A 24,287-nucleotide genomic window follows, 5' to 3' on the forward strand; every position below is an offset into this window, starting at 1 on the left:
ACAGCCGCCGGGTTACGCTCCGGATCCAGCGAGTACAGCGCCGTCAAGTACGGCGGCAACGTCGCATGCTCCAGCTCGATCGCCCACTGCAGGTGCTCACGCAGACTGCCGAGCGTGCCGATCCGCGGCTCAGGCAACGTCGTCACCCGGCCTCGGGCCGGCCTCCAGCACCTCGACCGCGTCGCGCAGCCCCCGCAGAGCGATCTTCTCGCGCTCGACGTCCGTCGGGTCGTACAGCCACTCGGTGACCGGCTGCCCCACCTCCTCCTCCGGGTGGCTGGCCTCGGCGATGATCAGCTCCTCCTCGATCTCGACGTGGAGCTCGTACAGGAACTCGTACTCACTGTTCGGGGTGCTCATGTCTCCTCCAAGGGATCTGCACTCGGCCGGCGGCCGGCATCGACTCGGTCAGGATCGGCCGGACCCCGAACCGCTCAGCCCGCCGGCCCGCCGACTCCCGCGCCCGTGTGGTCCGATCGCCAGCTAAGACAGGACGGCCTCGGCGTTTGTGACAAGATCCAGCTATTCGACGAGCTTTCCCACGGTTGAGACCTCGCCCATGAGCGCCGCGATCTCGCCGGGAATCGGCGGGATGCTCTCCCGCTCCACCGATCCGGGGCCGGACCACACGAGGTTGACCTGCAGTGCGGGGTCGAGTTCCGGGTAGTCGGAGCGGTTGTGGCAGCCGCGGGTCTCGCGGCGCTCGATCGCGGTTTCGATGGTCGCGCGCGCGGCGAGCACCGCGGACTTCAGGTCGAAGGCGTGGGCCAGGTCTTGGAAGCCGGCGATGTCCGGGTGCACGCCTATCTTGCTGATGCGCGCCTCGACCGCGGCCAGCTCGGCGAGGCCTTTTCGCAGGCCGCCCTCGTCGCGTACCACTCCGGCGTGCTCCGTCATGATGTCGCGGAGCGCTCGCTGCAACGAGCGCACGTTCTCCGGGCCGTCGGCGGACAGGAGTTCGTCCACTTCCTCCCGCGCTGCGGCGAGCGCCTCGGCGGAGCGGCGCTGCGCGTCCAGACCCGCGGAATACTCCGCCGCCGCCTGACCGACGATGCGGCCGAAGACGAGGAGCTCGATGAGGGAGTTGCCGCCCAGGCGGTTGGCGCCGTGCAGGCCGCTGGCCGCCTCCCCGATCGCGTACAGGCCGTCGACGCCCGTGCCGTGGTCTTCGGGGCGCACCCAGACGCCGCCCATCGAGTAGTGCGCGGTCGGCGCGACCTCGATCGGCTTCTTGGTGATGTCGAGCATCTGCAGTTCCAGGAGCGTCTGGTAGACGCGAGGCAGCCGCGTCATGATCGCCTCGCGCGGGAGATGCGACACGTCCAGCCACACGCCGCCGTCCGGGGTGCCGCGACCTTCCTTGATCTCCGTGTATGCGGCCAGCGCGACCCGATCGCGCGTGGACAACTCCATCCGCTCCGGGTCATACCGGGACATGAACCGCTCGCCGAGCCGGTTGCGCAGGACCCCGCCCTCGCCCCGTGCCGCCTCGGAGACGAGCGTGCCCGCCGCGTTCTCCGGCGCGATGAGACCAGAGGGGTGGAACTGCACCAGCTCGGGGTCACGGATGCGGCAGCCGGCCAGGACGGCCAGGCGGAAGGAGTCGCCGGTGTTCTCATCACGCCGGGAGGAGGTGCGCCGCCAGATCCGGGTGTGGCCACCCGCGGCCAGGATCACCGCATCGGCATGGATGACGTAGTGGCTGCCGTCGGTCAGGTCGAACCCGTACGCGCCGAAGACCGCGTTGTCGCGCACGAGAATCCGCGTGATGTACATCGTGTCGAGGACGCGGACATCGAGCTGGGCCGCCCGGTTGATCAGCGTGCGCTGGATCTCGAGTCCGGTGTAGTCCCCCGCGTACGAGGTGCGCCGGAAGGTGTGGGCGCCGAAGAAGCGCTGGGAGATCCGCCCGTCCTGCTCGCGTGCGAACGGCATGCCGTACCGCACGAGGTCCTCGATGCCACGCGCGGCCCCCTCGGTGACGATGCGCACCGTCTCGGGGTTGGCCAGCAGGTAACTCTCCTTGAGAGTGTCGGCCGCGTGCTGCTGCCAGGTGTCTTCGGGGTCCATCGTGGCGAGGGCTGCGTTGATGCCGCCTGCCGCGAGCGAGGTGTGTGCGTCCGCCTTCGGCCGTTTGCCGACCGCGAGGACATCCACCCCGCGCTCGGCGAGTTCGACGGCCGCCCGCAGCCCGGCCCCTCCGGTCCCGATGACCAGGACGGACGTGGCGATTCTGTTCTCTGACGCGTACATGATGCTCCTTCAGCTACGTGCCGCCCAGATGGCGACGGCGACCAGCGCGACGCAGGCGGCCGCGATCAGCGCGACCACGGCGGCCACCCCGATCCACGGCGCCGCGAGCGGCGACAACACGACGGCCCCGACGCACCCTGCCAGGGCAGTGCGGGGGACGACGGAGTCCGCGTCGACCAGCGCGTGCACCGCCCGGAGCAGGATGAGATACACCCCGACCGGGACGGCGACCGCGTAGCCGATCGCCATCGGCGATGCCGCCACCTGGCGCCCGCTCTGCTCCACCGCCACCTCGAGCCCGGCGCCGAGAGCCGCCAGCGCGGCGAAGATGCCGAAGTGGCCGTACCCCCACCAGTACGACCGGTGACGCCGCTCGCTGAGCCCCTCCCCTGCCTCGACCAGGAAGTACAGCCACCACAGGGCGAACAGCAGGACGAGACCGGATCCGGCGATGACGACGAGGGGAGCCGCTTCGAGCGCCCCTTCAACCCCTCTGCTCGCGGCCAGGACACTCTCGCCCAGCAGAATGATCGTGAACAGGCCGTAGCGCTCGGCGATGTGCCGCGGGTGCCAGGTGGTCGCCCTGACCCGCTCCGCCCACCACGGCACCGCCAGCTCCAGGACGACCAGGCAGGCGAAGAACGGCAGCTGGAGTGAGGCCGGCAGGAGACCGGCGTCCATGAGAGCGAGCCGGAGCAACCAGCCCGACTCGACCAGACCTATGCCCGCGGCGTAGCGGAGCCCTGTACGGCGGCTCGCCGGGTCTTCGAACGCGGCCCTCAGCCATTGGGCGACGAGCCCGATCCTCATGATGAGGTAGCCCAGCGTGATGATCCCGTAGTCGGAGTGGCCGGCCGCGGCGGGCACGCCGACGGCGAGGACCAGCGCCCCCGCCATCTGCACCATGGTCAGCAGCCTGTAGGGAACGTCGTCGGTGTCGTAGGACGAGGCGAACCAGGTGAAGTTCATCCACGCCCACCAGATGGCGAAGAATACCTGGAGGAACGGGACCAGCCCGGTCAGGCCGTGACCTTCGGCGATGACGTGCGCGAACTGCGCCGTGACGGCCGCGACCGCGACCACGAAGGTGAGATCGAAGAGGAGCTCGAGCTGGCTCGACGCGCGATGCGGCTCGTCGACGGGCCGTGAGCTCATCCTGACCCGGATCCGGATGGTGGTCATGGTCGAGGGCACGCTCACGCTCCTGTCGCTCTTTCGGCGTCCGATTCACCCCGAAAGACCGGACGGCGTCGGGATCTGTGACAGATCGCCGCAACAGCGATCGAACTCAGCGGACGATGTCGGCGGCGAGCACTTCTTCCAGCTCGGCGAGGTCGCCGGACTGGGCGACGGCGACGAACGTCCGTACGAGGCGCCGGTGCGCGGCGGTGCTCACCTGGCGGCCTCGCTCGGTGGCGAGGTGATTGCGCGCGCGTCGCAGGAGTTGCCGCGCTTGGTCCTCGCCAAGGTGGAGGAGCTCGGAGATCTGGCGGTAGGGGTAGTCGAAGGCCGTGCGCAGGAGATAGACGGCTCGTTCGGCGGGTGTCAGCCTCTCCAGCAGCAGCCGGATCGCAGTGTCGACCGCCTCTCGTCGTTCGGCCGCCGTCTCGGGCCCGGCGGAGAGGTCCGCCGTCTCGGGGAGCCAGGTGCCGGCGGAGGTCTCTCGGCGCCTGCGGGCGGACTGGGCGACATTGATGGCGAGCCTCATGGTGGTCAGCGCGAGGAAGGCCGGCGGGCTGATGACGACCGACCGATCGGCACGGGCCCAACGCAGCCACGTCTCCTGCACCACGTCCTCGGCTTCGCCCACGTCCTGCAGGACGCGCAAACCGATCGTGAAAAGCCGGGGCGCGGCGCTGACGAACGCCGAATCGCCTCCGTCCCCATATGTGATCGGCCGGTCATCGGGCTGCTCCGCGTGGTCTTCGTACGACTCCAAAAGGCTCATGGTCACGATGGCGGCTCCGTTCGACAGCTGGCATCCGGTGATGCCGCTGCGATCACGGTCGCTGCCCGTGCTGCTCCATCGCGCCCTGGGAACACCGTGGTCGGCACCCTGGCCCGCACCGTGGCGGGTGGGCGTGGGGGGCAGCGGAGGCGCTTCGGACGGTGGGCTGTTCCGCGGCCACCCGGCTCATCCTGCGGCCGGTGTCACCAGCAGATTGCTGGGCTTAATGGCAGAACGGTAGGTTACGGGTCCATCTAGGATGTACGCCGGTTTCTCCCCATGTTCGGCAGTCATGGGGCAACGAACAGATGATCGTCGGGGGCAGTGCCATGGCAAGCAGAGGTCCCGGGTCGCAACTTCGCGGGCGGCAGCTGGAGTGCGAGGCGCTGGATCAGCTCGTGGCGACGGTGCAGGACGGCCACAGCTCGGTCCTGGCTCTGCGCGGCGAGGCCGGCATCGGCAAGACGGCGCTGCTTGAGTACGCGCGGGACAGCGCGTCCGGCTGCCGGATCATCAGAGCGACCGGCGTGGAATCCGAGATGGAGCTGGCCTTCGGCGGGCTGCATCAGCTGTGCTCCCCGTTCCTGGAGCACCTGGGTCGCCTGCCGGGCCCGCAACGCGACGCGCTCGGGACGGCGTTCGGCCTGAGCGCCGGAACCCCACCGGACCGCTTCCTGGTCGGGCTCGCGGTGCTCAGCCTGCTCGCCGACGTGGCCGAGAAAGGGCCCCTGGTCTGCCTCGTCGACGACGCGCAGTGGCTCGACCAGGTCTCCGCGCAGACCCTCGCCTTCGTCGCGCGGCGCCTGCTCGCGGAGCCGATCGGGCTGGTGTTCGCGGTGCGCGAGCACCACCTCGAACAGGAGCTGAAGGGGCTGCCCCAGCTCGACGTGGGACGGCTGAGCGACAGCGACGCCCGCGCCCTGCTGGACTCCGTGACTCCTGGACGACTCGACGAGCAGGTCCGGGACCGGATCGTCGTCGAGACGCGGGGGAACCCGCTGGCCCTGCTCGAACTGCCCCGGGGGCTGACGCCGGCGGAGCTGGCGGGTGGATTCGGGCGGCCCGACGCGCGACCGCTGGCCAGTCAGATCGAGCAGGGCTTCCTGCGGCGGGTCCGGTCGTTGCCGGCCGAGACACAGCGGCTGCTGCTCATCGCGGCGGCCGAGCCGGTCGGAGATGTGACTCTGCTGACTCGCGCGGCGGAGTTGCTGGGCATCGAGGTGTCCGCCGCGTCGCCGGCCGAGGCGGCGGGGCTGATCGCCATCGGTACGCGGGTGCGTTTCCGTCATCCCCTCATGCGATCGGCGGCCTACCGCGTCGCGTCCCCGCAGGACCGGCAGGACGTCCACCGGGCGCTGGCCGACGCGACCGATCCCCGAGCGGACCCCGATCGCCGGGCGTGGCACCTCGCCAACGCGACGGCCGGCCCCGACGAGACGGTGGCCGCCGAGTTGGAGCGCTCGGCCGATCGGGCGCAGGCGCGCGGCGGAGTCGCCGCGGCGGCGGCGTTCCACGAGCGGGCAGCCGAGCTGACCCCCGATCCCGCGCGCCGCGGCGCCAGGGCCTTGGCGGCGGCACGGGCCAAATACCAGGCCGGCGGGTACGACGCCGCGCTCGAACTGCTGGACGCGGCCGAACTCAGCACTCTGGACGAACGCGAACTCGCCCAGGCCGGCCTGCTGCGCGGTCAGATCGCGTTCGCCTCCAGGAGCGCCGGTTCCGCCTTCCCGCTGCTGCTCAGAGCCGGTGAGCGCCTGGCGCCGCTGGACGCCGGGCTCGCCCGCGAGACCTACCGCGACACCTTGAACGCGGCCATGAACGCGGGCCGGCTGCCGAGCGGCGCCCAAGTGGTGGACATCGCCGAGGCGCTGCTCGCCGCACCGCCTGGGCCGCCGCCGGCGCGCAACGACCTGCTCCTGAACGGCGTGGGCGTGGCGCTCACCGAGGGCTCCGCCGCAGGCGTGCCGATGGTGCTGCGGGCCCTGGAGTCCTTCCGCGCCGAAGGGATCTCCAGGGAACAGGGCCTTGGCTGGCTGCCGTTCGCGTCCCGGATGGCCCATAACGTCTGGGACTTCGACAGTTGGTCGGTGCTCTCCGCGAGACTGGTCGATCTGGCACGCGAGGCGGGTGCACTGTCGGTGCTGCCCTCAGCTCTCCACATGCTCGTGTCGAACAGGGTCCTCGCCGGCGAGTTCGCCCTGGCCGACGCGCTGGTCGCCGAGGCGGTGACGATCGGCGAGGTGACGGGCAGCCGCTATCTGGCCCAGTACGCGGCCCTGGTACTCGAACCGTGGAGAGGACGAGAAGCCGCGATGCGTCAGGTGAGCGCAGCGATCATGCGGGACCCGGCCATCCAGGGAGAAGGCAAGGTGGTGACCGCCACCCAATGGGCGAGTGCGGTGCTCTGCAACGGCCTCGGCCGGTACGAGGAGGCGTACGTCGCCGCCGAGCGAGCCTTCGAGCACCCGCAGGAGCTCGGCGGCACGGCCATCAGGTCCACGGTCGAACTCGTCGAGGCCGCCGTCCGGAGCGGGAGGCCCGCTCGGGCAGCCGAAGTCGCCTGGCGACTCGACGAGATGGCCCGAGCCAGCGGCACCGACTGGGCCCTCGGGACCTCGGCGTGCGTACGGGCCCAGGTGAGCGACGGAGCGGACGCCGACGTTCTCTACCGCGAGGCGATCGAGCGGCTCGGCCGCACCGAGGTCCGGACGACGCTCGCCCGCACCCGGCTGCTCTACGGCGAGTGGCTGCGCCGGGAGAACCGCCGCCTCGACGCACGCGAGCAGCTGGGCATCGCATACGAGCTGCTCGGCGACATGGGGGCCGAGGCGTTCGCGGAACGCGCCCGGCGCGAGCTCCAGGCCACCGGTGAGACGGTACGCAAGCGCACCGTCGAGGCACGCGCCACTCTCACCGCCCAGGAGGCGCAGATAGCGCGCCTGGCCGGCGACGGGCTGACGAACCCCGAGATCGGCGCTCAGCTCTTCATCAGCCCGCACACCGTCGAATGGCATCTGCGCAAGGTCTTCGCGAAGCTCGGCATCACCTCACGCAAGCAGATCCGCATCACGCTGCTCGAAGGCGCGGCGCTCACAGCCTGAGGATCCGCGGCCCGCCGCCGTCCGCAAGCGGGATGGTGATGTGACGAGCGTCATGTCACAAGCGGCCTCCCGCACCTTGTCTCTGTAACGACGGTCCATGAGTCACCGCCGGGCCAACGGCGCGATGGTCGTCGATTCGAGAGACGATGCAGGAGAAGAGATGTTCATCAAGAAGAGGTTGTTCATCGCGGCCGTGTCGCTGATCGCCTCTGCCGGTGGAATGACGGTGCCGGCCTCGGCCGACGACGGCGGCGCCTCGATCAGCTCCTGGGGCTTCCCCGGTGAGGGGTCCGACTGGCAGCCGGTGACCTACGCCGGCGGGCAGATCACCAGCAGGTCCACTCCGGGAGAGGCGCGCGACAACCGCGGCAACATCCTGCACGCCTGGCGCGGCGCGGACAACGACTCCATCTGGATCTCGTTGAACAACGGGCCCGCGTACTCGCTGCCCAACGCGCAGACATGGACGCCTCCGCGGGTGATCTGGACGGACGACGGGGGCCGCGGCAACTTCCGGATCTTCCACACCGGCACCGAGGGCCACGTCTACCAGCACCGCGTCCAGCTCAGCCCGAGCTACCAGCTACCCGCCACCCTGCCCAGCTGGACCAGGATCCCCAACGACACGCGCACCACCGACACCGAGCCCGTGGCGGCCGCCGCGCTGCCCGGCAACTCCTTCATGCTCGCCTGGAACAGCCAGTCCACCGACGACATCTGGACGATGTACTACAACGGCGACACCGGCACCTACAGCTCGCCCAGCGTCGTGCCGGGCGCGCGGAGCAAGGACGCGCCGGGACTGGCCGCCCAGGTGGGCGCCAGCGCCGACCCCGCTCCCTGGAACCAGGTCGTGCTCGCCTTCACGGGCACCGACAACTACGTGTACATGTCGCGGCAGCGGTACGGGACCGGCAACTGGACGAATCCGTTCCGGGTCTATGCGACAGGCACCCCGGGCTACACGAGGAACGGCCCGTCCGTCGCGCTCTCCCGAAGCGGCTACGGCGTCATCACCATCACCGAGGACCGTGACAACACCATCGGCAGTTACATGATCTCGCGCGACGGCGGGTGGAGCGGCTACTACGAGGAGAACAGCTTCGCGCTCTCCCCCGGCAGAACCCCGCTGGCCGTGGTGGCCGGCACCGATCTCTACTACGTCATCAACGGTTCGGCCAGCGGCAAGAGCGGCGTGCTGTGGAAGAAGGTCTACGACTTCGCGGCGATGCCCACGCCGTCGGCCCCGCAGTGGTGAAGCCGGCGAACGCTCAGCCGCACGACGTCATCGTCACCGGCGCCGGATCCCGGCGTCTGCGTCCTTCTCGGAGAGATCACGTGAGAATGGTCCGACCAGCGGCGGCCATGATGTCCGTCCTGCTGCTCTCGTTATCGTCGCCGGGCAGCACCCCGGCGGCGTGGGGGGCGTCCGCCTCCCCGACGTCCGTGACCGCACCTGCCACGGCGGAGGACCCGCCGTGGGCCGGGCCGGGAGCGTCCGGTCCTGACCTGAGTCACAGCAACCGCACAGCCCCGCCGGCCGGACTGCCGGACTGGTCACGCGCCGGGTACCGAGGCGGCCAGGAGCTGCCTGAGGGCGATGCGGATCTGACCGACGACGCCTCCTGCCGCATCTCGCCGGAGAAGCTCGCCTCCTCCTACGGGGTGACGGCGGACGACGGGACCGACGACACCGCCGGACTGCAGAAGGCGATCGACCACATCAAGAGCGACTGCTCGCCGAACGCCAACTTCAACCGGCTCTCGCTCATCGAGCTACCGGCAGGCCGGATCGACATCACCCGGCAGATCTACGTAGACGCGGGATTTTTGATCGTACGCGGCAAGGGCTCCGGCGACGGCGGCACCCGGCTGGTGTTCAGGCCGGGCCTCCAGACCCGCTACGACCAGGTGATCAACGGCCGGTGGGACCAGGAGAGCATGATTGCCGGCACCGCCCCCGACATCGGCAACGGTGGCTGGATCTGGCCTGGGCGTGGCATGTTCCGCGTCCAGACCCGGGAGGTGGCGACCCGGTACAAGGACGACTGGGAGCTGGCCTCCAGCCTGCCCATGCGCAAGGACCTCTACGAGGGCAGCGTCAACCAGCACTGGGTCTCCGGCTTCAAGGTGGCCGCCGCGGCCGATGACCCGGGCTTCTCGGCACGAACAGGAGGCACGGTCGTGCGGCTGGACGCGAAGGCCGACATGACCAGGTTCAGGCCCGGCGGCTATGTCTGGGTGGGCGCGGCCAACAGCAGGAAGTTCTACGCGCAGCAGGGCATCACCGATCAGAGCATGATCGAGGCGCTCCACATGCGGCAGGAGATGTTCCGGCTCAGCCGCATGGACGCCACGGCCAAGACGATCACGCTGGACCGGCCGCTGAGGTGGGACCTGCCGGTGAACTCCGAATCGGACGGCTCCGAACCGCTGAACGGCAACGGCACCCCGTACGCCAGCAAGGTCACGCCGCTGAAGGTGGTCGAGGGTGTCGGGTTCGAGGACTTCTCCTTCACCCAGGACATGAACGGCCTGCCGAAGATCGGCGGCCAGGAGACGTACTCGCTCACTCCCGAGCAGGCCGTGCACAACTACGGCAACCTGGCGCCCGAGTACGCCATGCACGGCATCGTGTTCAAGTGGGCGGCGAACAGCTGGGCGCGCGGGCTCAAGGCCACGATGACCGGCTCGCACCCGATCGTCACCGAGGTGGCGCGCAACCTGCAGATCGAGCGCAACAGCTTCGACGGCGCCTGGAACAAGGGCAAGGGCGGCAACGGCTACCTGCGTGGCAGCCGCGTGTGGGACTCGTTGTGGGCGCACAACCTCAGCCGCAACCTGCGCCACTTCACCTTCCAGTGGTCGGCGGGCGGCAACGTCGCCTTCCGCAACGACCTCGACTCCGACCTGAACCTGCACGGCGGCTGGGAGCACGACAACCTGTTCGAGCAGAACACGGTGCGAGTCCCCTACGAGCACCGCTCGGCCAGTTGCTCCGCCAACTGCGGTGGCGAGGGCGGCGAGATCGACGCGGGCACCTGGTATCCGGTCTGGTGGGCGGCCGGGCCCAAGGCGGGCAAGTGGGCCGGCTCCTCCGGGCCGCAGAACGTCTTCTACGACAACACGCTGAGCAAGCAGACCACCGCCGGCGGCCCGTTCGAGCCGTACCGGCCGTACGGCGCCCAGGCCGGCACCGCCTTCCAGTTCGGATCGGACGACTCCGACCCACGCGCGTTCCTGCCCCTGAGCCAGAACGGGCAGGCGATCACGGACTGGACCGGACGAGAGACCCTGAACTACCAGGGCAACGGAGTGGCCGCCCTCGACGTGGGACACCGGCAGTCGCTGTTCCTCCGCGACACTGGCGGCGAGCTCCCCCCACGTGACCCGGAGCCCGTCGAGATCAAGGCGGCCACCTGGAACATGGCCGGCGCGTCCTCGCCGCAGCAGGGCGACAGGTACGCGACCGCGCTGCCCGCTTTGCACACCCGGGAGAGTCCTCCCAGGGAGAACGACATCCTGGCCCTGCAGGAGACCGGCTACCCCGCCGACCGGCACTATTGGAGCAAAGACACGATCGCGCAGGCCGACTACGTCAAAAGGATGCGCGACGGCAGCACGAACGCGCCTCCCGTCGAGGAGATCTGGCTCAGCCGGACCAGTGGAGGCCGCGGCGGAGGTTACCTCTACTGGCTGAACACGAACGTCGACACCGGTTCCGGCAACCCGGAGAAAATCAATCTGGCCGTCTGGACGCGGAGAAGTGTCCGCAGGGACGAGATATTCGTCGTCCCCGGAGCGACCCGGAACGGCGTTCACGAGGGCAAGTCCCGTCCCGCGCTCGGCGTCAACTATTGCGGGGTCGTCTACTTCACCTGGCACGGGGCCGCAGCAGGCGGCACGGACAACGTCACGATGCTGAGGAACATCAAGAGTCGTATGGAGAACGCCGGCCCGAACGGGCAGCCGCTGCGCTGGGTGGTCCTCGGCGACTACAACATGGAGGTCTACGGGCAGGCGGGACTGCTGAACGCCCTCGGCGGCGACGCCCCTCAGTTCGACGTACTGCCCTCCAGCGGACCCACCCGGCCCGTCACGGGACGCACCATCGACTACGCCGTCACCCAGAACGGCGTCACCCCGGCGCTCTACAGGGGGTACGGGTTCGGAACGCCGATGACCGACTTCGAAATGTCGGACCACCTTCCCGTCGAATACGACTTCTCCTATCTCACCGAGGACCCGCGGTGCACGACGTCCCAACCGGCGCGGCAGGCGAAGGCCGTTCCGCGAACAACGCAGAATCTCAGAAGCGCCTCCAGCACCCGTTCCCCCTACCCTTCGGGCGCGGGGACGCGGCCCGGCAGCAGTCGCCTCAAGACCAGGACGTTCGCCCGGTCCGAGCAGAGCGCGCACAATTTCCGGTTCCTGGCCGCCGGTGACGACCCGGGACACTATCGCGTCCTGCACAGCTTCACGCGTACCTATCTGGGCCAGGAATCCGGACTCGCCGACGCGCCGGCGATTCTCCAGGGCACCGACGACGGCGACTCCCAGCTGTGGCGATTGCTCGACATGGGAGACGGCACCTGGATATTGCTGAACAAGGCCACCGGCCAGGCGTTGACCGCCCTGGACCGCGCGGACGGCGAAGAACTGGTGGGTCGTGACCTCGCCGACGAATTCGATCCCGACCAGCGCTGGTTCCTCCAAGACGCCGAGAACGAGGCGCTGGACGTCGATGAGATCGTCACCGGCGCGGGATCGGCCATGACCGTACAGGACTCCGATCCGGAACCGGGCACGCCGGTGGCGCTCGAACCCGACAGCGACGATTCCGAAGAAGAATTCATACCCATATACGCCGACAAGACCGAGGACTATTACTGCTATTACCTGGTCCACAAGGGACTGTATGTCAATTCAACGGCCACCAACCCCGCAGTCGGCGACGGCAACCTGCTCACGCTGAACGAATTCCGTGCCAATGACGGCGGCTACATGTTCTGCACTCCGCCGGCCGACAGGCACGCCTCACAACTGACGACGGTGGGCCAGTACGACGCGCAAGGCCGCTTCCTCAACCTCGGCGCTGTCGGCCCGGGTCTGCTGGCGCTGAGCGCGTCCTATGGGCTCACCTGGACCTGGAAAGCCATCGCAAGCTGACCGTCGGCGGCATCGTGCCTGCCGATCACCACAACGGATCACGACCCATGACGGACGCCTTCGCCGGGCCGCGGAAACGGCCCCCGCCAGTGCCGTACGCGCGCCCCGGCGAAGGCCCCGGCATCCTCGTTTCTCGCCCATGCCCCGGCGCGGGAGCGTGATCACAACGAGCAGTCCCGCTCCCGGTGCTCGTCGAGCGCGCGGAGCACGTCGGCGCAGGCCTGCGCGAAACCGGCCAGCCGCTCGGGGCCCAGCACGTCGATGAACAGGGCGTGCACCAGCTCGGTGTGCTCGGGGACGGCCTTGTCGATCGCCGCGCAGCCCTTGTCGGTGAGCCGCACGTCGGGATAGCGGCGGTCGTCGGAGTCCACCCGCTCGACCAGCCCGCGCTGCGCCATCCGGGTGAGCTGGTGGGACAGGCGGCTCTTCTCCCACTGGGTCGCGGCGGCCACCTCCGCGACGGGCATCTCCCGCCGCTCCGACTCCGTGAGCCGGACCAGCACCTCGAAGTCGGCCGCGGACAGGTCGCACTCGCGCTGCAGGTGCTGCTGCAGGTGAGAGCCGAGGTGCTTGGCCATCTCGATGTACGTGCGCCACATCCGGTCGGCCTCGCCGATGTCCTGCTCCCATCTCATGACGCCCACCCTACCGGTCGCTTGACGTATCAACCTGGTGCTGTATGGTGGCCGGGTTGATACATCAACCTGAACCATGAGGGGACCGTTTCTGTGAGCGTGCAGCAGATCATCGCCGTGGTGGGCGCGACCGGAGCGCAAGGAGGCGGGCTGGTCCGCGCGATCCTCGACGACCGCGGCGGGCGGTTCGCCGCGCGAGCCCTGACCCGGGATCCGGGTTCGGCGCGGGCCAGGGAACTGGCCGCCCTGGGGGCCGAGGTCGTGCGGGCCGATCTCGACGACGCGGGCAGCCTGCGCAGGGCGTTCGACGGCGCGCACGGCGCCTTCGCGGTGACCAACTTCTGGGAGCCGCGCACGCCCGAGGAGGAGCGGGCACGGCCCGCTACCACCAAGGAGCGGGAGCAGGCCGGCAACGCCGCGCGGGCAGGCCGGGAGGCCGGCGTCCGGCATTTCGTCTGGTCCACGCTGTCCGACACCCGCGGCTACTTCCGTCCGGACGACGGGACGCCGAGCTTCGAGGGCACGTACAAGGTGCCGCACGCCGACGGCAAGGCCGAGGCCGACCGGTTCTTCCTGGAGTCGGGCGTGCCCACCACCTTCCTGCAGGCGAACGTCTACTACGAGGCTTTCCAGGACATGTTCGCCCCCCAGCGCGACGAGACGGGAGCACTGGTGCTGCCACTCGGCTTCGGCGAGGCGCGGGTGGCCGCACAGGCCGCGGAGGACGTCGGCAGGACCGCGCTGGGGATCTTCCGCCAGGGAAACGGGATGGCCGGCAGGCGGGTGAGCGTCGCCGGGGCCGTGCTCACCGGCGCGCAGTACGCCGCCGTGCTGAGCCTGGCGCTCGGCGAGCCCGTCACGTACCAGGCGGTCAGCCCCGACATGATCCGGGCCGCGGGGTTCCCGGGCGCGGGCGAGGTCGGCAACATGCTGCAGTACCTGATCACGGCCGCCCCCGACATCGCCGAGCTCATCGACTTCGAGCTGCTGCGCGAGCTCAACCCGCGACTGCAGTCGTTCGACGCGTGGCTGGCCGTCCACCGCGACACCATCCCGCGCTGACCGGCACCCGCCCCTTCCCCGCGCGTGGTCACCCCGGGGTAATCGTCGCGGGAGATGAACGAGCTCCATCGCATGGGACTCGCGGCGACCGCCGCCGCCGATGGCCTCGCCCTGATTCCCGGCACGGCGAACGCCCCTGAGCAGCGGCGCCAACGCCACGGCCCTCTTCCAACAGGACGGTGGGTGACCAGGACTACATCCGGCGCGAGATCACGGACGAGCCGGCCGGCACGCGGGGCTCGACGATGGTCTGCTCGGCCTTGTACACCCGAGACTCTCAGGTCGAGCACAACGCGATCGATAGTGCAGCGGCACACGGGATCCGTCGCCCAGAGTGAGCGTTGACTCCCACAGCCCCGGTTGGTAGTTCAGCCAGGCCAAAGACTATGGCCTGGCAAAGTCTCCGGTGGAGGAGTGGCATGGCTGCTCGGGTGGCCGACATCGTGCGCACGCGGGTCCACAACCCAGAGGCGATTGCCGAGGCGGCGAAGCGCCGCGTGCCGGCGTCTTCTGTGGCGGGGAGCACGGCCGTGATGTGCCAGCACATCCAGGACGGCGTCCTGCAACGGCGCTCGCCGCCGGAAGCCTCCTGCACCCCACGGCGTGACGCCACAAGCCATCCACCTCTAATCAAGTCGGCCCCCTACAGGGGCAAATGCATGGAACAAGTGGACACGCGCAGAGGGGCAACGGGGTGACCATTCCCAATGCCTGAACCGCCCCGGGTTTGATGGAGAACTCAGCGGTTGATTGCAAGGGCTTCGTTGGGGTGGTGTTGAGCGTAGTAGATCGCCTCGAACTCCTCGGGCGGGAGGTGTCCGATGGCTGAGTGCAGGCGGGTGGTGTTGAACCAGGACACCCATTCGGCGGTGGCCAGTTCCACGTCGGCCAGGCTGTGCCACGGGCCGCGGGGCTTGATCAGCTCGGTCTTGTAGAGGCCGATCTGCGATTCCATCAGGGCGTTGTCGAGCGCGTCGCCGACCGTGCCTATGGAAGCGTCGATGCCGGCAGCCAGCAGGTGGGTGGTGAACCGGAAAGACGTGTACTGGCTGCCCGCGTCCGAGTGATGAATTAGTCCCGGCCCGACCGGGTGGCCGGTGCGCTCGCGCCGCCACAGAGCCATGTCCAGGGCGTCCAGCACGAGGGTGGTGTGCTTGCTCGGCGAGGCGGCCCAGCCGACGATCGCCCGTGAGTAGATGTCGACCACGAACGCGACGTAGACCACTCCGCACCAGGCGGAAACGTGGGTGAAGTCGGCCACCCAGGTTGCGTTCGGCCGCTGGGCGGTGAAGCTTAGATTCAAAGAGTCAAGGCAACACATTGGGCCGGGGTTCGGTAGCCAAGGCACTTGCGGGGGCGGTTGTTCAGTCGGGCGGCCAGGGCGTCGAGGTCGGCTTGGCTGTACAGGCTTAGATCGATGCCTTTCGGTAGGTACTGCCGGATCAGTTTGTTCGTGTTCTCGTTTGTGCCCCGCTGCCATGGGCTGCGCGGTGCCGCGAAGAAGACGTCGACGCCGGTCGCTTCGGTCAGCAGCCGGTGACCGGCAAGTTCCATACCGCGGTCCCAGGTCAGAGTGCCGAGCAGGCGAGTATCCATCCGTGAGAACGCCTGCTGCAGGGCGGGGATGACCGTCGTGGAGTGACGGCTGGGTAGCGCGACCATGGCCAGGTAGCGAGACTTGCGATCGACCAGCGTCGCGACCTGGCTGTTCTTGGCTCCGACGATGAGATCGCCTTCAAGGTGGCCGAGCTCGGTCCGGGCGTTGGCTGCCTCAGGCCGTTCCTCGATCGGCCGTGCCCCGATCATCTGGGAACGCCACTGGCCCTTGACCGTGTTCTTCTTGTTTTTGCGGATGGGACGGCGCGTGCGCAGCTTGGTGCACAGCTCACGCGGGATCACTTTCCACCGAGTCGTGTAGATCGCACGGTAGATGCTCTCGTGGCCGATCCGCATCAGCGGGTTGCCGGCGTGCATCAGCCGCAGATGTCCCACGATCTGCTCCGGAGACCACTCGTTATCGAGCAGTTCGATCACCAGCTGGCGCAGCACCAGGTTGCTCTGCAGGGCGGACGGTTTCGGGCGACGTGCCTGCTCTTGAGCGCGTTGCTCGGCGGCGACCGCACGGTACTTCACCCGGCCGCCGTTGCGGGCGACCTCCCTGCTCACCGTGGATGCCGGGCGGCCGATCGACACGGCGATCGAACGTAGTGAGGCTCCAGCCTCGAGGCCGCGAGAGATCGATTCCCGCTCCTCGGCGCTCAAACGATCGGCCCGGCGCACCCGCTCGGCCGGCGCGATGCCGCCATGGTGCTTCAGCACCGTGAAAACCGACCCCGGGGGCTTGCCCAGTGCCCGGGAGATCACGCTGATGGAATCACCGGCGCGCCAGCGTCGCCATAAGTCTTCTTTCATCGCGTCCGACATTCCCGGCCGACCCATCCGAGCCACGATCCACCCATCCACTAGCAGTGTTGCGTTGATCGTTTGAATCTAAGCTTCGGCTTTACGGCCCTCGACGTACAGGCGCCTGCGCTCCCGTTCCGTGGCTGCGGCCTTTGCGCGGCGGCCCGTTCGGCGCGCTGCCGCTCCCGCTGCGCCTTGAGCTCGGCTTGCGCTCGCGCTCGTCTGGCCTGCTCCTCCAGACGCAACCGCCTGGCGCGCTCCCTCTATCGGTCCGTGAGTTGCCCGCGGCGCTTGGCCATAGCTTCCTCCAGAAGGTAGGGAGCTGAAGCATCCAAGACGAAGCTCAACTGCACGTGATCGTAAATCGAGTAGGCAGCTCTCTGCTAATGGACTGAACAGATCTCGGGCAATAGGCCGCCCCAATCACCTCAGCCTTCGATACACGGGGAGGGCGGGCCCTGAGGCACTCGACTGGGATGCCGCGTGATGATCCGCATTGACGCGCAGCAGCCCCATCGGCGACGTAGCAATCCGCACACTCATGCAAGTTTGGCGCGTGGGCCGTTTACGCCTCGTGCTTCATCGTCTATCGTCGATGTTCGATGAATGAAGCGAAGGGGCCTCTGCCGCGCGCCGAGGCCGAGGAGTACGCGAGCTGGTTCAAGGCCCTGGCCGACGCCACCCGCATTCAGATCGTGTCGCTGCTGGCCCGGCGGCGCGAGCCGATGAGCGTGGGCGAGATCGTGGCCGCCTCCGGAGTGGGGCAGTCCACCGTGTCGCACCACCTGAAGATCCTGTCCGAGGTGCGGTTCGTCCTGGTGGAGCGGCAGGGGACCTCCAGCCTGTACCGGATCAACGAAGCCTGCGTGAGCTGTTTCCCCACCGCCGCGGACGTGGTGATGGGCAACCCCGTGCCGGCCGCACCGGTCTGCGACTGAGGAGATCCGATGGCACACGACGAGATCGTCGACCACTACTCCGCCCTGGCCCGCAGCGCGCTCAACGGGCAACGCATCGCCGACTGCGACCCCGCCGCCTTTGCCGACGGCGGTTTCGGCCCGGCCGGTTACGACGACACCGCCGCCCTTCCCGACGGGGCGCTTCGGGCCAGTCTGGGGTGTGGCAACCCGGTCGCCGTCGCCGAGTTGTGTGCCGGTGAGACGGTGCTCGACCTCGGGTCCGGCGGCGGCATCGACGTGCTGCTGTCAGCCCGCCGGGTAGGCCCGTACGGCACCGCCTTCGGCCTGGACGCCAGCCCCGCCATGGTGGAACTGGCCCGGCGCAACGCCGAACAGGCAGGCGTGGCCAACGTGCAGTTCCTGCACGGAACGATCGAGGCGATCCCACTGCCCGGCCACACGGTCGACGTGGTCATCTCCAACTGCGTGATCAACCTGTCCGACGACAAGGCGGCGGTGCTGGCCGAGGCGTTCCGGGTGCTGCGGCCTGGCGGCCGGTTCGGCGTCAGCGACGTCGTCACCGCCCAGGTGCTCGACGAGCAGGCGCGACAGCAGGCCGAGCAGCGCATCGGCTGCGCCGCCGGGTCCCTCACCATGCAGGAGTACCGGGACCTGCTCGCCGCGGCCGGCTTCGTCCAGGTCGCCATCACGCTGAGCGCCGATCACGGCGACGGGGTGCACTCGGCCATCGTCCAGGCCGTCAAGCCCGCCATCGGGCCCGGCCTGGAGATCCGGCCGATGCGCGAGAGCGACGCCGCCGAGGTCCTGGCCATCTACCAGGCCGGGCTGGACACCGGCCAGGCCAGCTTCGAGACCACCGCACCCAGCTGGGAGGGATTCACCGCGAGCCGGTTGCCGCACCTGCGGTACGTGGCGACCGATGGCGACTCCGGCGAGGTGCTCGGCTGGGTGGCGGCTTCGGTGGTGTCGTCCCGTCCGGTGTATGCGGGCGTGGTCGAGCACAGCATCTACGTCCATCCCGGCTGCCAGGCCCACGGCATCGGGCGGGCGTTGCTGGCGGCGTTCATCGCCGCCGCCGAGGACGCCGGCGTGTGGACGATCCAGTCGGGTGTGTTCCCGGAGAACGCCGCGAGCCTGAGCCTGCATCAGGCGCTCGGGTTCCAGGTGGTGGGGACGCGCGAGCGCATCGCCCGCCACCACGGCCTCTGGCGGGACGTGATGCTGATCGAACGCCGCAGCGCTGTGATCGGCGCCTGAGCAACCACGAGGGCCGATGTTGGCCTGGCGTTCATCCTCACGACATCGACGGCTGTCAATATCGATGAACATCGAAATCGACAGCCGTCGATATGAGTGACGCCGCGGGAGCCCTTCATGGACAGCACCTACCGTCATGCTGATCTGACCGTCGATCAGCAGCACGCCTTGCTCACCGCAGCCCGCACGCTCGCCGCGGAGTTCGCCGGCACCTTCGGCACCGAGACCATCGAGCGGTTCCTGCACACCAGCTACGACCAGTTCGCCGGCCGTGCCGTCATCGCCAACTACCTGCCGCTGCTGGCCGAGCGGTTCGCCCGCCAGCGGCTGCGCGCGCTGGCCCGCGTCGAGGGCAAGGACGGCAGCGGCGTGCCGATCGTGCTGTTCCTGTGCGTGCACAACGCCGGCCGTTCGCAGATGGCGCTCGGCTTCTTCGCCCGCCTGGCCGGTGAACGCGCGCTCGGCTGGTCCGGTGGCACCGAGCCCGGCGAGCTGATCAATCCGGCCGTCGTCGAGGTCATGCACGAGCGCGGCATCGACATCACCGGCGAGTTCCCCAAGCCGTGGACCAGCGAGATCGTCCAGGCCGCCGACGTGGTGGTCACCATGGGCTGCGGCGACGCCTGCCCGGTCCACCCGGGCAAGCGCTACCTGGACTGGGACCTGGACGACCCGGACGGCAAGACGCCGGAGCAGATCCGCCCGATCCGCGACGACATCGAACGCCGGGTCCGCGCCCTGCTGGCCGACATCGGCGTCCCGGCCGGCTGAGAGTACTCGCCGTTCCAAGCACGCAGAGACAGATGTCAATATAGGCATATATCTATTTCGATGAACATCTATACGGAAGGGGCAGTGGATGGAACTGCTGGAGATCCTGGAGTGCAGCCCGCCGCTGACCCGTGAACCGCTGGACAGCGAGCAGGCGGCCGGGGTGGCGCGCGTGTTCAAGGCACTGGGCGACCCCGTACGGCTGCGCATCCTGTCCATCGTGGCCAGCCGCGCCGGCGGCGAGGTGTGCGTGTGCGACATCACCGACGCCTTCGAGCTGTCCCAGCCGACCATCAGCCACCACCTGAAGGTGCTCAAGGAAGTCGGGCTGCTGACCTCCGAGCGGCGCGCCTCCTGGGTCTACTACCGCCTGGTGCCCGAAACGCTGGGCGAGTTGTCGGCGCTGCTGACCCTGCCTGCCAGTGGGCCGACCGCTGCAGCGGCGGTGTCACGGTGATGTCGACTCAACCCGCACAGGCCACCGCGCCGTCGGCCGGCGTGATCGGCGCTCTGTCGGTACTGGATCGGTTCCTGCCGGTGTGGATCATCGCCGCCATGGGCGCCGGACTGCTGCTCGGCCGTCTGGTGCCTGGCCTGGATGCCGCGCTGGACGCCGTCAAGATCGGCGAGATCTCGCTGCCCATCGCGCTCGGCCTGCTGCTCATGATGTACCCGGTGCTGGCCAAGGTCCGCTACGACCGCCTGGGCACCGTCACCGGCGACCGCCGCCTGCTGCTCTCCTCGCTGCTGCTCAACTGGGTGCTCGGCCCGGCGCTGATGTTCGCGCTGGCCTGGATCTTCCTGCCCGACCTGCCCGAGTACCGCACCGGCCTGATCATCGTCGGGCTCGCCCGATGCATCGCCATGGTCCTGATCTGGAACGACCTGGCCTGCGGCAACCGGGAAGCCGCCGCTGTCCTGGTCGCGCTCAACTCCGTCTTCCAGGTGATCGCATTCGGCGCGCTCGGCTGGTTCTACCTCCAGGTGCTGCCCGGCTGGCTCGGCCTGACGCAGTCGGCGCTGGAAGTGTCGGCCTTCGACATCGCCTTCTACGTGCTGGTCTTCCTCGGCATCCCGCTCGCCGCCGGCTACGCCTCCCGCAAGCTGGGCGAACGCGCCCGAGGCCGCGACTGGTACGAGCAGCGCTTCCTGCCCCGCATCGGCCCCATCGCCCTGTACGGCCTGCTGTTCACCATCGTCATCCTGTTCGCCCTGCAAGGCCACACCATCACCTCCCAGCCCGGCGACGTGGCCCGCATCGCCCTGCCGCTGCTGGCCTACTTCGCCCTCATGTGGGGCGGCGGCTTCCTGACCGGCAAGGCGATCGGCCTGCCGTATGACAAGACGACCACCCTCGCCTTCACCGCCGCCGGCAACAACTTCGAGCTGGCCATCGCCGTGGCGGTCGGCGTCTTCGGCGTCACCTCCGGCCAGGCCCTCGCGGGCGTGGTCGGCCCGCTCATCGAGGTCCCCGTCCTGGTCGCCCTGGTCTACGTCAGCCTGGCCGGGCGCCGCCTGTTTCGCACCGCAGAGGAGCCCACCCGTGCCTGAGATCGCCCCCGAGACCACGACCGGCAAGCCGTCAGTCCTGTTCGTCTGCGTGCACAACGCCGGACGCTCCCAGATGGCCGCCGGATGGCTCACCCACCTGGCCGCAGGCCGCGTCGAGGTCCGTTCCGCAGGATCGGCCCCGGCCGATCAGGTCAACCCGGTCGCCATCGAGGCGATGCGCGAGGTGGGCATCGACATCACCGCCGCCCAGCCCAACGTCCTCACTGTCGACGCGGTCGAGGCCAGCGACGTGGTCATCACCATGGGCTGCGGCGACGCCTGCCCGATCTTCCCCGGCAAGCGGTATGAGGACTGGAAGCTCGACGACCCCGCCGGGCAGGACATCGAGGCCGTCCGCAAGATCCGTGACGACATCCGCACCCGGATTGAGAAGCTGATCACGCAGCTGTAGCCGCATCAGAGCAGGGCGGCGCGTGACTTCAGACCGCGCCGTCCCATGATGCCGTCAGGTGATGCCTCGGGCGATCTCCCGGACCACCTCACGCCCCGTGGGGGCGACCGCCTCCTGCATCACGAGCAGCAGATCCATCTCCAGCATCGGGTGCCGGCGCACGAGGTCAGCCGCCAGCTCGGCGGCGGTTTGCCGCGCCACCTGCGCTGCGGCCTCTTCCATCTGCATCTGGAGCTTCAGCGACAACTGCGGCAACCTCACCGCGCTCGCCGCAGCAGGAGGAGCGGCTCCGGCCGGGGATCGTTGCAGGTCAGCCAGCTGGTCACCCAGCCTGCTCAGCTTGTCCTGCTGAGCTTGGACGGTCTCGCGGAGCTCGGTGACGAGCTCGCGCAGCTCGGCCATCTGTCCCCGCGGTGGCGCGGTGCGTACTCCGCCCTCGTCCAAGAAGGCCCGCTGCCAGGCGTGCTCCCAGGCATCAAGTTCTGGTGCCTGGGAGCGCCCAGGTGGGTCACCAGCGCCAGGGTGACGACCTTGCTGGCCAGGCGCTCGGCCCGCAGCATCTTGCCGCCGGTCTCGCGTGCCACCGGCACGGGGTCGTGCTTGGTGCGGTTCGCTACCTGCCGCATCGACAGTCCCGAGCTGGCCAGCAGCAAACTCAGCGCTTGAGCGAGCTGTTGAAGGGTCTGCACCTGTTCGGGGTCGGCCGGCAGCCCGCCCTGCTTGCCTTACGCGCTCTCCGATGTGGCATCTTTCACCAGCGCACGCTCCTCCGTCCTGCCGGCGGCGCGCGCCGACGTCTGCCCGGGGATCACAACGTAGACGCCCCTGGCCCCGGATGGCCCCGAATGGCCCCGAATGGCCGCAACTGCGGGGTCGGCCCGCCGGGGCGGCCCCGGACGATCGGCCCTGGCATCACTTCGGCCTGCGCCTGGCCCCTGATCTGGCTGGTCACCCCCGGTTGCCGCTGTGCTGGGGAGCAGTCCCCGTATGCGCCGCGGGCCGCCTGAGGGCGTGCTCGCCTAGGAGAAAGTACGTCATGCAGATTCTCGACCTGCTCACCGGCCTCCTGCAGGTGGCCTCCGCCGCGGCTGGCCTGTACACCGCCATCACGCCGGCGCGCCGCCAGCTGGCCCGTCGCGCAGAAGGCGAGCCCGGCGAGCCGCCTGTCAGGACGCCGCCGGCCACGGCGCCCCGTCCATCCAGCCCCCGTCCATCCCCAACCGACGCTCGGATCGCCAGTAGAGGCGTCCGCCACGTCGCCGGAGGCGGACGCGCGTCCATGACGCCCTGCTCACCACCAGGGCGCCACGGCGCAGCGCTCGCCCGTCAGGGGGCTGAGGTGGCCGAGGGGGCCAGGAGCCACATGGTGGCCACCAGCAGCCGCGCCGCCGCCACGAGCGTGTCCGGCTGGACGCGGTCGGGGGTCTCGGTGGGGGTCTGGTAGCCGGGCATGCCCATGCCGATGCCTATCGCGGCCAGTCCGGCGGCGGCGTAGCGGCGGTTGTCGGAGGCCATCGCGCCGGCCCGGAGCGGCACGTCGACCAAGCGGGCGGCCTGGTCGAGGGTGGCCAGCAGGGCGTGCGCGGGTCCGCCCGCCTCGACTGCGGCGGCATCGTGCAACTGCGCGGCGCCGTCGAGGTTGAGCACCAGCGTGTCGGACGGCAGCGTGGGCGCGTGGTGGGCCGAGCCCCATGCCCCGCTCTCCTCGGCGTCCAGGAAGGCCACCGACAGTTCGGCCCCGAGGGCCGGGTCGGCCGTCAGGACGCGGGCGGCCTCCAGGACGGCGGCCACGCCTGAGGCGTTGTCGGCGGCCGCGGGCAGCCGCATGCCGGGATCGTCGCCGACGCCGTCGTAGTGCGCGGTCAGCAGTACCCGCGGCCCGCTCCCCGCGCCTCCGGCGTGAGGGAAGCGGGCGTGGACGTTGTGGCCTTCCGCAGTGACCTGCCGGAGCGGCATCGAGCCGGTCACCTGCACCGGGCCGGCGGCCAGCGCGTCGGCCAGGCTGGCGTGCCGGTCGGTGCGCAGGGCGATGATCGGGACGGCGCGGGGGGCCGGTCCGGCGATCATCTTGGGCATCCACCCCTCGGCGTCGGTGCCGCGCGCGGTCAGTACTCCGGCCGCGCCGTGGGCCTCGGCTCGTTCGCACGCCCGCGCCCAGTCCCCGGCCTCGGCCAGGACCCATCGGCCGCGCAGGTCGGCCTCGGAGGCGGCGGCCAGCGGCGCGGTGCACGGGTTCGGCAACTCGGCGGTCGCCAGGTGCTCGACGAAGTCACGGCGGTGCTCCAGGCGCAGCGCCTGACCGTCCGCGCTCCATTCGAGCACCGGCGAGGCATACAACTCCCGCACGTCGGCGACGGGGAAAGAGTCGAGCTCGACCTCTCCGCCCAGCTCCCGCAGCCGCTCCGCGAGCCACGCGGCGGCGGCACGGCCGCCGGGTGTGCCCACGCGCCGCCCGGCGTAGTGGTCGCGGGCCAGCTCGTGCACCGTGGCCAGCATCCGCGCCGCCGACACCCGCTCCACGACGGCGGCCAGGCCGGGCGCCTGAGGGATGTCCGGCATGGTGGAGGTCATCCGCAGCAGCCGGTTGAGGCGGCCTCGGCGGCTGGGGCCTGACCGCAGCAGCCGGCCTGGGTGGCCTGCTGCGCGGCGGCCGTGCTGCCGCAGCAGGAGGTGGCGGCCGCCTCTGCCTGCTGGGCCGTCGGGGAGGCGACGGCAGGAGCTCCACAGCAGCCGCCGGCGGCGGGCGGCGTGAACGCCTCTGCCAGGTCGCCGATGAAGCCGCCGCTGGTCTGGTTCGTCGTCATG

The 24,287-nt window shown here is 69.7% G+C and carries 21 protein-coding genes; 10 read left to right on the forward strand and 11 right to left on the reverse strand.

Features of this window, described 5'->3' with window-relative positions; genetic code table 11:
• The 5 genes from IEZ27_RS55745 to IEZ27_RS51240 all read right to left on the reverse strand — a co-directional run.
• On the reverse strand, positions 1-146 hold a 146-nt coding region (locus IEZ27_RS55745; protein ID WP_379478632.1), incomplete at its 3' end, for a ferritin-like domain-containing protein.
• Positions 130-360 (reverse strand): hypothetical protein, encoded by a 231-nt coding sequence (locus IEZ27_RS51225; RefSeq protein WP_189653937.1) that lies wholly within the window; start codon positions 358-360, stop codon positions 130-132. The genes IEZ27_RS55745 and IEZ27_RS51225, both read right to left, overlap by 17 nt.
• A gap of 162 nt (positions 361-522) precedes the next feature.
• Entirely contained in the window at positions 523-2,253 is a 1,731-nt protein-coding gene (locus IEZ27_RS51230) for an L-aspartate oxidase (RefSeq protein WP_189653938.1), read from the reverse strand.
• Positions 2,254-2,262: 9 nt separating this feature from the next.
• Positions 2,263-3,447 carry a low temperature requirement protein A gene (locus tag IEZ27_RS51235; protein WP_229825102.1) on the reverse strand — a complete coding sequence of 395 codons (1,185 nt, stop codon included), beginning with the start codon at positions 3,445-3,447 and terminating at the stop codon, positions 2,263-2,265.
• Positions 3,448-3,541: 94 nt separating this feature from the next.
• Positions 3,542-4,201 carry a sigma-70 family RNA polymerase sigma factor gene (locus IEZ27_RS51240; protein WP_189653972.1) on the reverse strand — a complete coding sequence of 220 codons (660 nt, stop codon included), beginning with the start codon at positions 4,199-4,201 and terminating at the stop codon, positions 3,542-3,544.
• A 329-nt stretch (positions 4,202-4,530) separates the two neighbouring features.
• Here IEZ27_RS51240 and IEZ27_RS51245 point away from each other — a divergent pair, with 329 nt between their 5' ends.
• From IEZ27_RS51245 to IEZ27_RS51255, 3 genes are all read left to right on the forward strand, one after another.
• A complete protein-coding gene (locus IEZ27_RS51245; RefSeq protein ID WP_189653939.1) occupies positions 4,531-7,302 on the forward strand; it encodes an ATP-binding protein in 2,772 nt (923 codons plus the stop codon).
• A 160-nt stretch (positions 7,303-7,462) separates the two neighbouring features.
• Entirely contained in the window at positions 7,463-8,560 is a 1,098-nt protein-coding gene (locus IEZ27_RS51250) for a hypothetical protein (protein WP_189653940.1), read from the forward strand.
• An 86-nt stretch (positions 8,561-8,646) separates the two neighbouring features.
• On the forward strand, positions 8,647-12,471 hold the full coding sequence (locus IEZ27_RS51255; protein WP_189653941.1) for an RICIN domain-containing protein: 3,825 nt from the start codon (positions 8,647-8,649) through the stop codon (positions 12,469-12,471).
• A gap of 161 nt (positions 12,472-12,632) precedes the next feature.
• Here the strand turns inward: IEZ27_RS51255 and IEZ27_RS51260 are convergent, their stop codons facing one another.
• Positions 12,633-13,106, reverse strand: coding sequence for a MarR family winged helix-turn-helix transcriptional regulator (locus IEZ27_RS51260; protein ID WP_189653942.1), 474 nt, complete (start codon positions 13,104-13,106; stop codon positions 12,633-12,635).
• Between the two features lie 93 nt (positions 13,107-13,199).
• Between IEZ27_RS51260 and IEZ27_RS51265 the strand changes: the two genes are divergently transcribed.
• Complete coding sequence (locus IEZ27_RS51265; RefSeq protein WP_189653943.1) at positions 13,200-14,168, forward strand: NmrA/HSCARG family protein; 969 nt, start codon at positions 13,200-13,202, stop codon at positions 14,166-14,168.
• Between the two features lie 739 nt (positions 14,169-14,907).
• On the opposite strand, the gene IEZ27_RS51270 is transcribed toward IEZ27_RS51265, so the two are convergent.
• Together IEZ27_RS51270 and IEZ27_RS51275 are read right to left on the reverse strand one after the other, a co-directional pair.
• Positions 14,908-15,489 (reverse strand): IS3 family transposase, encoded by a 582-nt coding sequence (locus IEZ27_RS51270; protein WP_268246138.1) that lies wholly within the window; start codon positions 15,487-15,489, stop codon positions 14,908-14,910.
• Positions 15,468-16,592 (reverse strand): IS30 family transposase, encoded by a 1,125-nt coding sequence (locus IEZ27_RS51275; protein WP_229825105.1) that lies wholly within the window; start codon positions 16,590-16,592, stop codon positions 15,468-15,470. Before IEZ27_RS51275 ends, IEZ27_RS51270 begins: the two co-directional genes overlap by 22 nt.
• Positions 16,593-17,173: 581 nt before the next feature.
• Between IEZ27_RS51275 and IEZ27_RS51280 the strand changes: the two genes are divergently transcribed.
• The 6 genes from IEZ27_RS51280 (at position 17,174) to IEZ27_RS51310 (ending at position 21,482) form a co-directional block, all read left to right on the forward strand.
• Positions 17,174-17,509 (forward strand): ArsR/SmtB family transcription factor, encoded by a 336-nt coding sequence (locus IEZ27_RS51280; protein ID WP_189653946.1) that lies wholly within the window; start codon positions 17,174-17,176, stop codon positions 17,507-17,509.
• A 9-nt stretch (positions 17,510-17,518) separates the two neighbouring features.
• On the forward strand, positions 17,519-18,748 hold the full coding sequence (locus IEZ27_RS54665) for a GNAT family N-acetyltransferase (protein ID WP_229825106.1): 1,230 nt from the start codon (positions 17,519-17,521) through the stop codon (positions 18,746-18,748).
• A 117-nt stretch (positions 18,749-18,865) separates the two neighbouring features.
• A complete protein-coding gene (locus IEZ27_RS54670; RefSeq protein ID WP_189653947.1) occupies positions 18,866-19,519 on the forward strand; it encodes an arsenate reductase ArsC in 654 nt (217 codons plus the stop codon).
• Between the two features lie 88 nt (positions 19,520-19,607).
• A complete protein-coding gene (locus tag IEZ27_RS51300) occupies positions 19,608-19,976 on the forward strand; it encodes an ArsR/SmtB family transcription factor (RefSeq protein ID WP_189653948.1) in 369 nt (122 codons plus the stop codon).
• The gene (arsB, locus tag IEZ27_RS51305; RefSeq protein ID WP_229825107.1) at positions 19,976-21,070 is read left to right on the forward strand and encodes an ACR3 family arsenite efflux transporter; all 1,095 of its coding nucleotides are present in this window, start codon (positions 19,976-19,978) and stop codon (positions 21,068-21,070) included. Before IEZ27_RS51300 ends, arsB begins: the two co-directional genes overlap by 1 nt.
• Entirely contained in the window at positions 21,063-21,482 is a 420-nt protein-coding gene (locus tag IEZ27_RS51310) for an arsenate reductase ArsC (RefSeq protein WP_268246139.1), read from the forward strand. The genes arsB and IEZ27_RS51310 overlap by 8 nt, the downstream gene beginning before the upstream one ends.
• 54 nt (positions 21,483-21,536) lie before the next feature.
• Here IEZ27_RS51310 and IEZ27_RS51315 read toward each other — a convergent pair whose 3' ends face one another.
• From IEZ27_RS51315 to IEZ27_RS51325, 3 genes are all read right to left on the reverse strand, one after another.
• Positions 21,537-21,884, reverse strand: coding sequence for a hypothetical protein (locus tag IEZ27_RS51315; protein WP_189653949.1), 348 nt, complete (start codon positions 21,882-21,884; stop codon positions 21,537-21,539).
• Between the two features lie 924 nt (positions 21,885-22,808).
• Complete coding sequence (locus tag IEZ27_RS51320; RefSeq protein ID WP_229825108.1) at positions 22,809-24,041, reverse strand: M28 family metallopeptidase; 1,233 nt, start codon at positions 24,039-24,041, stop codon at positions 22,809-22,811.
• A gap of 8 nt (positions 24,042-24,049) precedes the next feature.
• On the reverse strand, positions 24,050-24,286 hold the full coding sequence (locus IEZ27_RS51325; protein ID WP_189653951.1) for a hypothetical protein: 237 nt from the start codon (positions 24,284-24,286) through the stop codon (positions 24,050-24,052).
• Position 24,287 lies beyond the last annotated feature (1 nt).

Origin of the sequence: Nonomuraea spiralis, from assembly GCF_014648435.1 — a bacterium.
Taxonomy (GTDB): Bacteria; Actinomycetota; Actinomycetes; order Streptosporangiales; family Streptosporangiaceae; genus Nonomuraea; species Nonomuraea spiralis.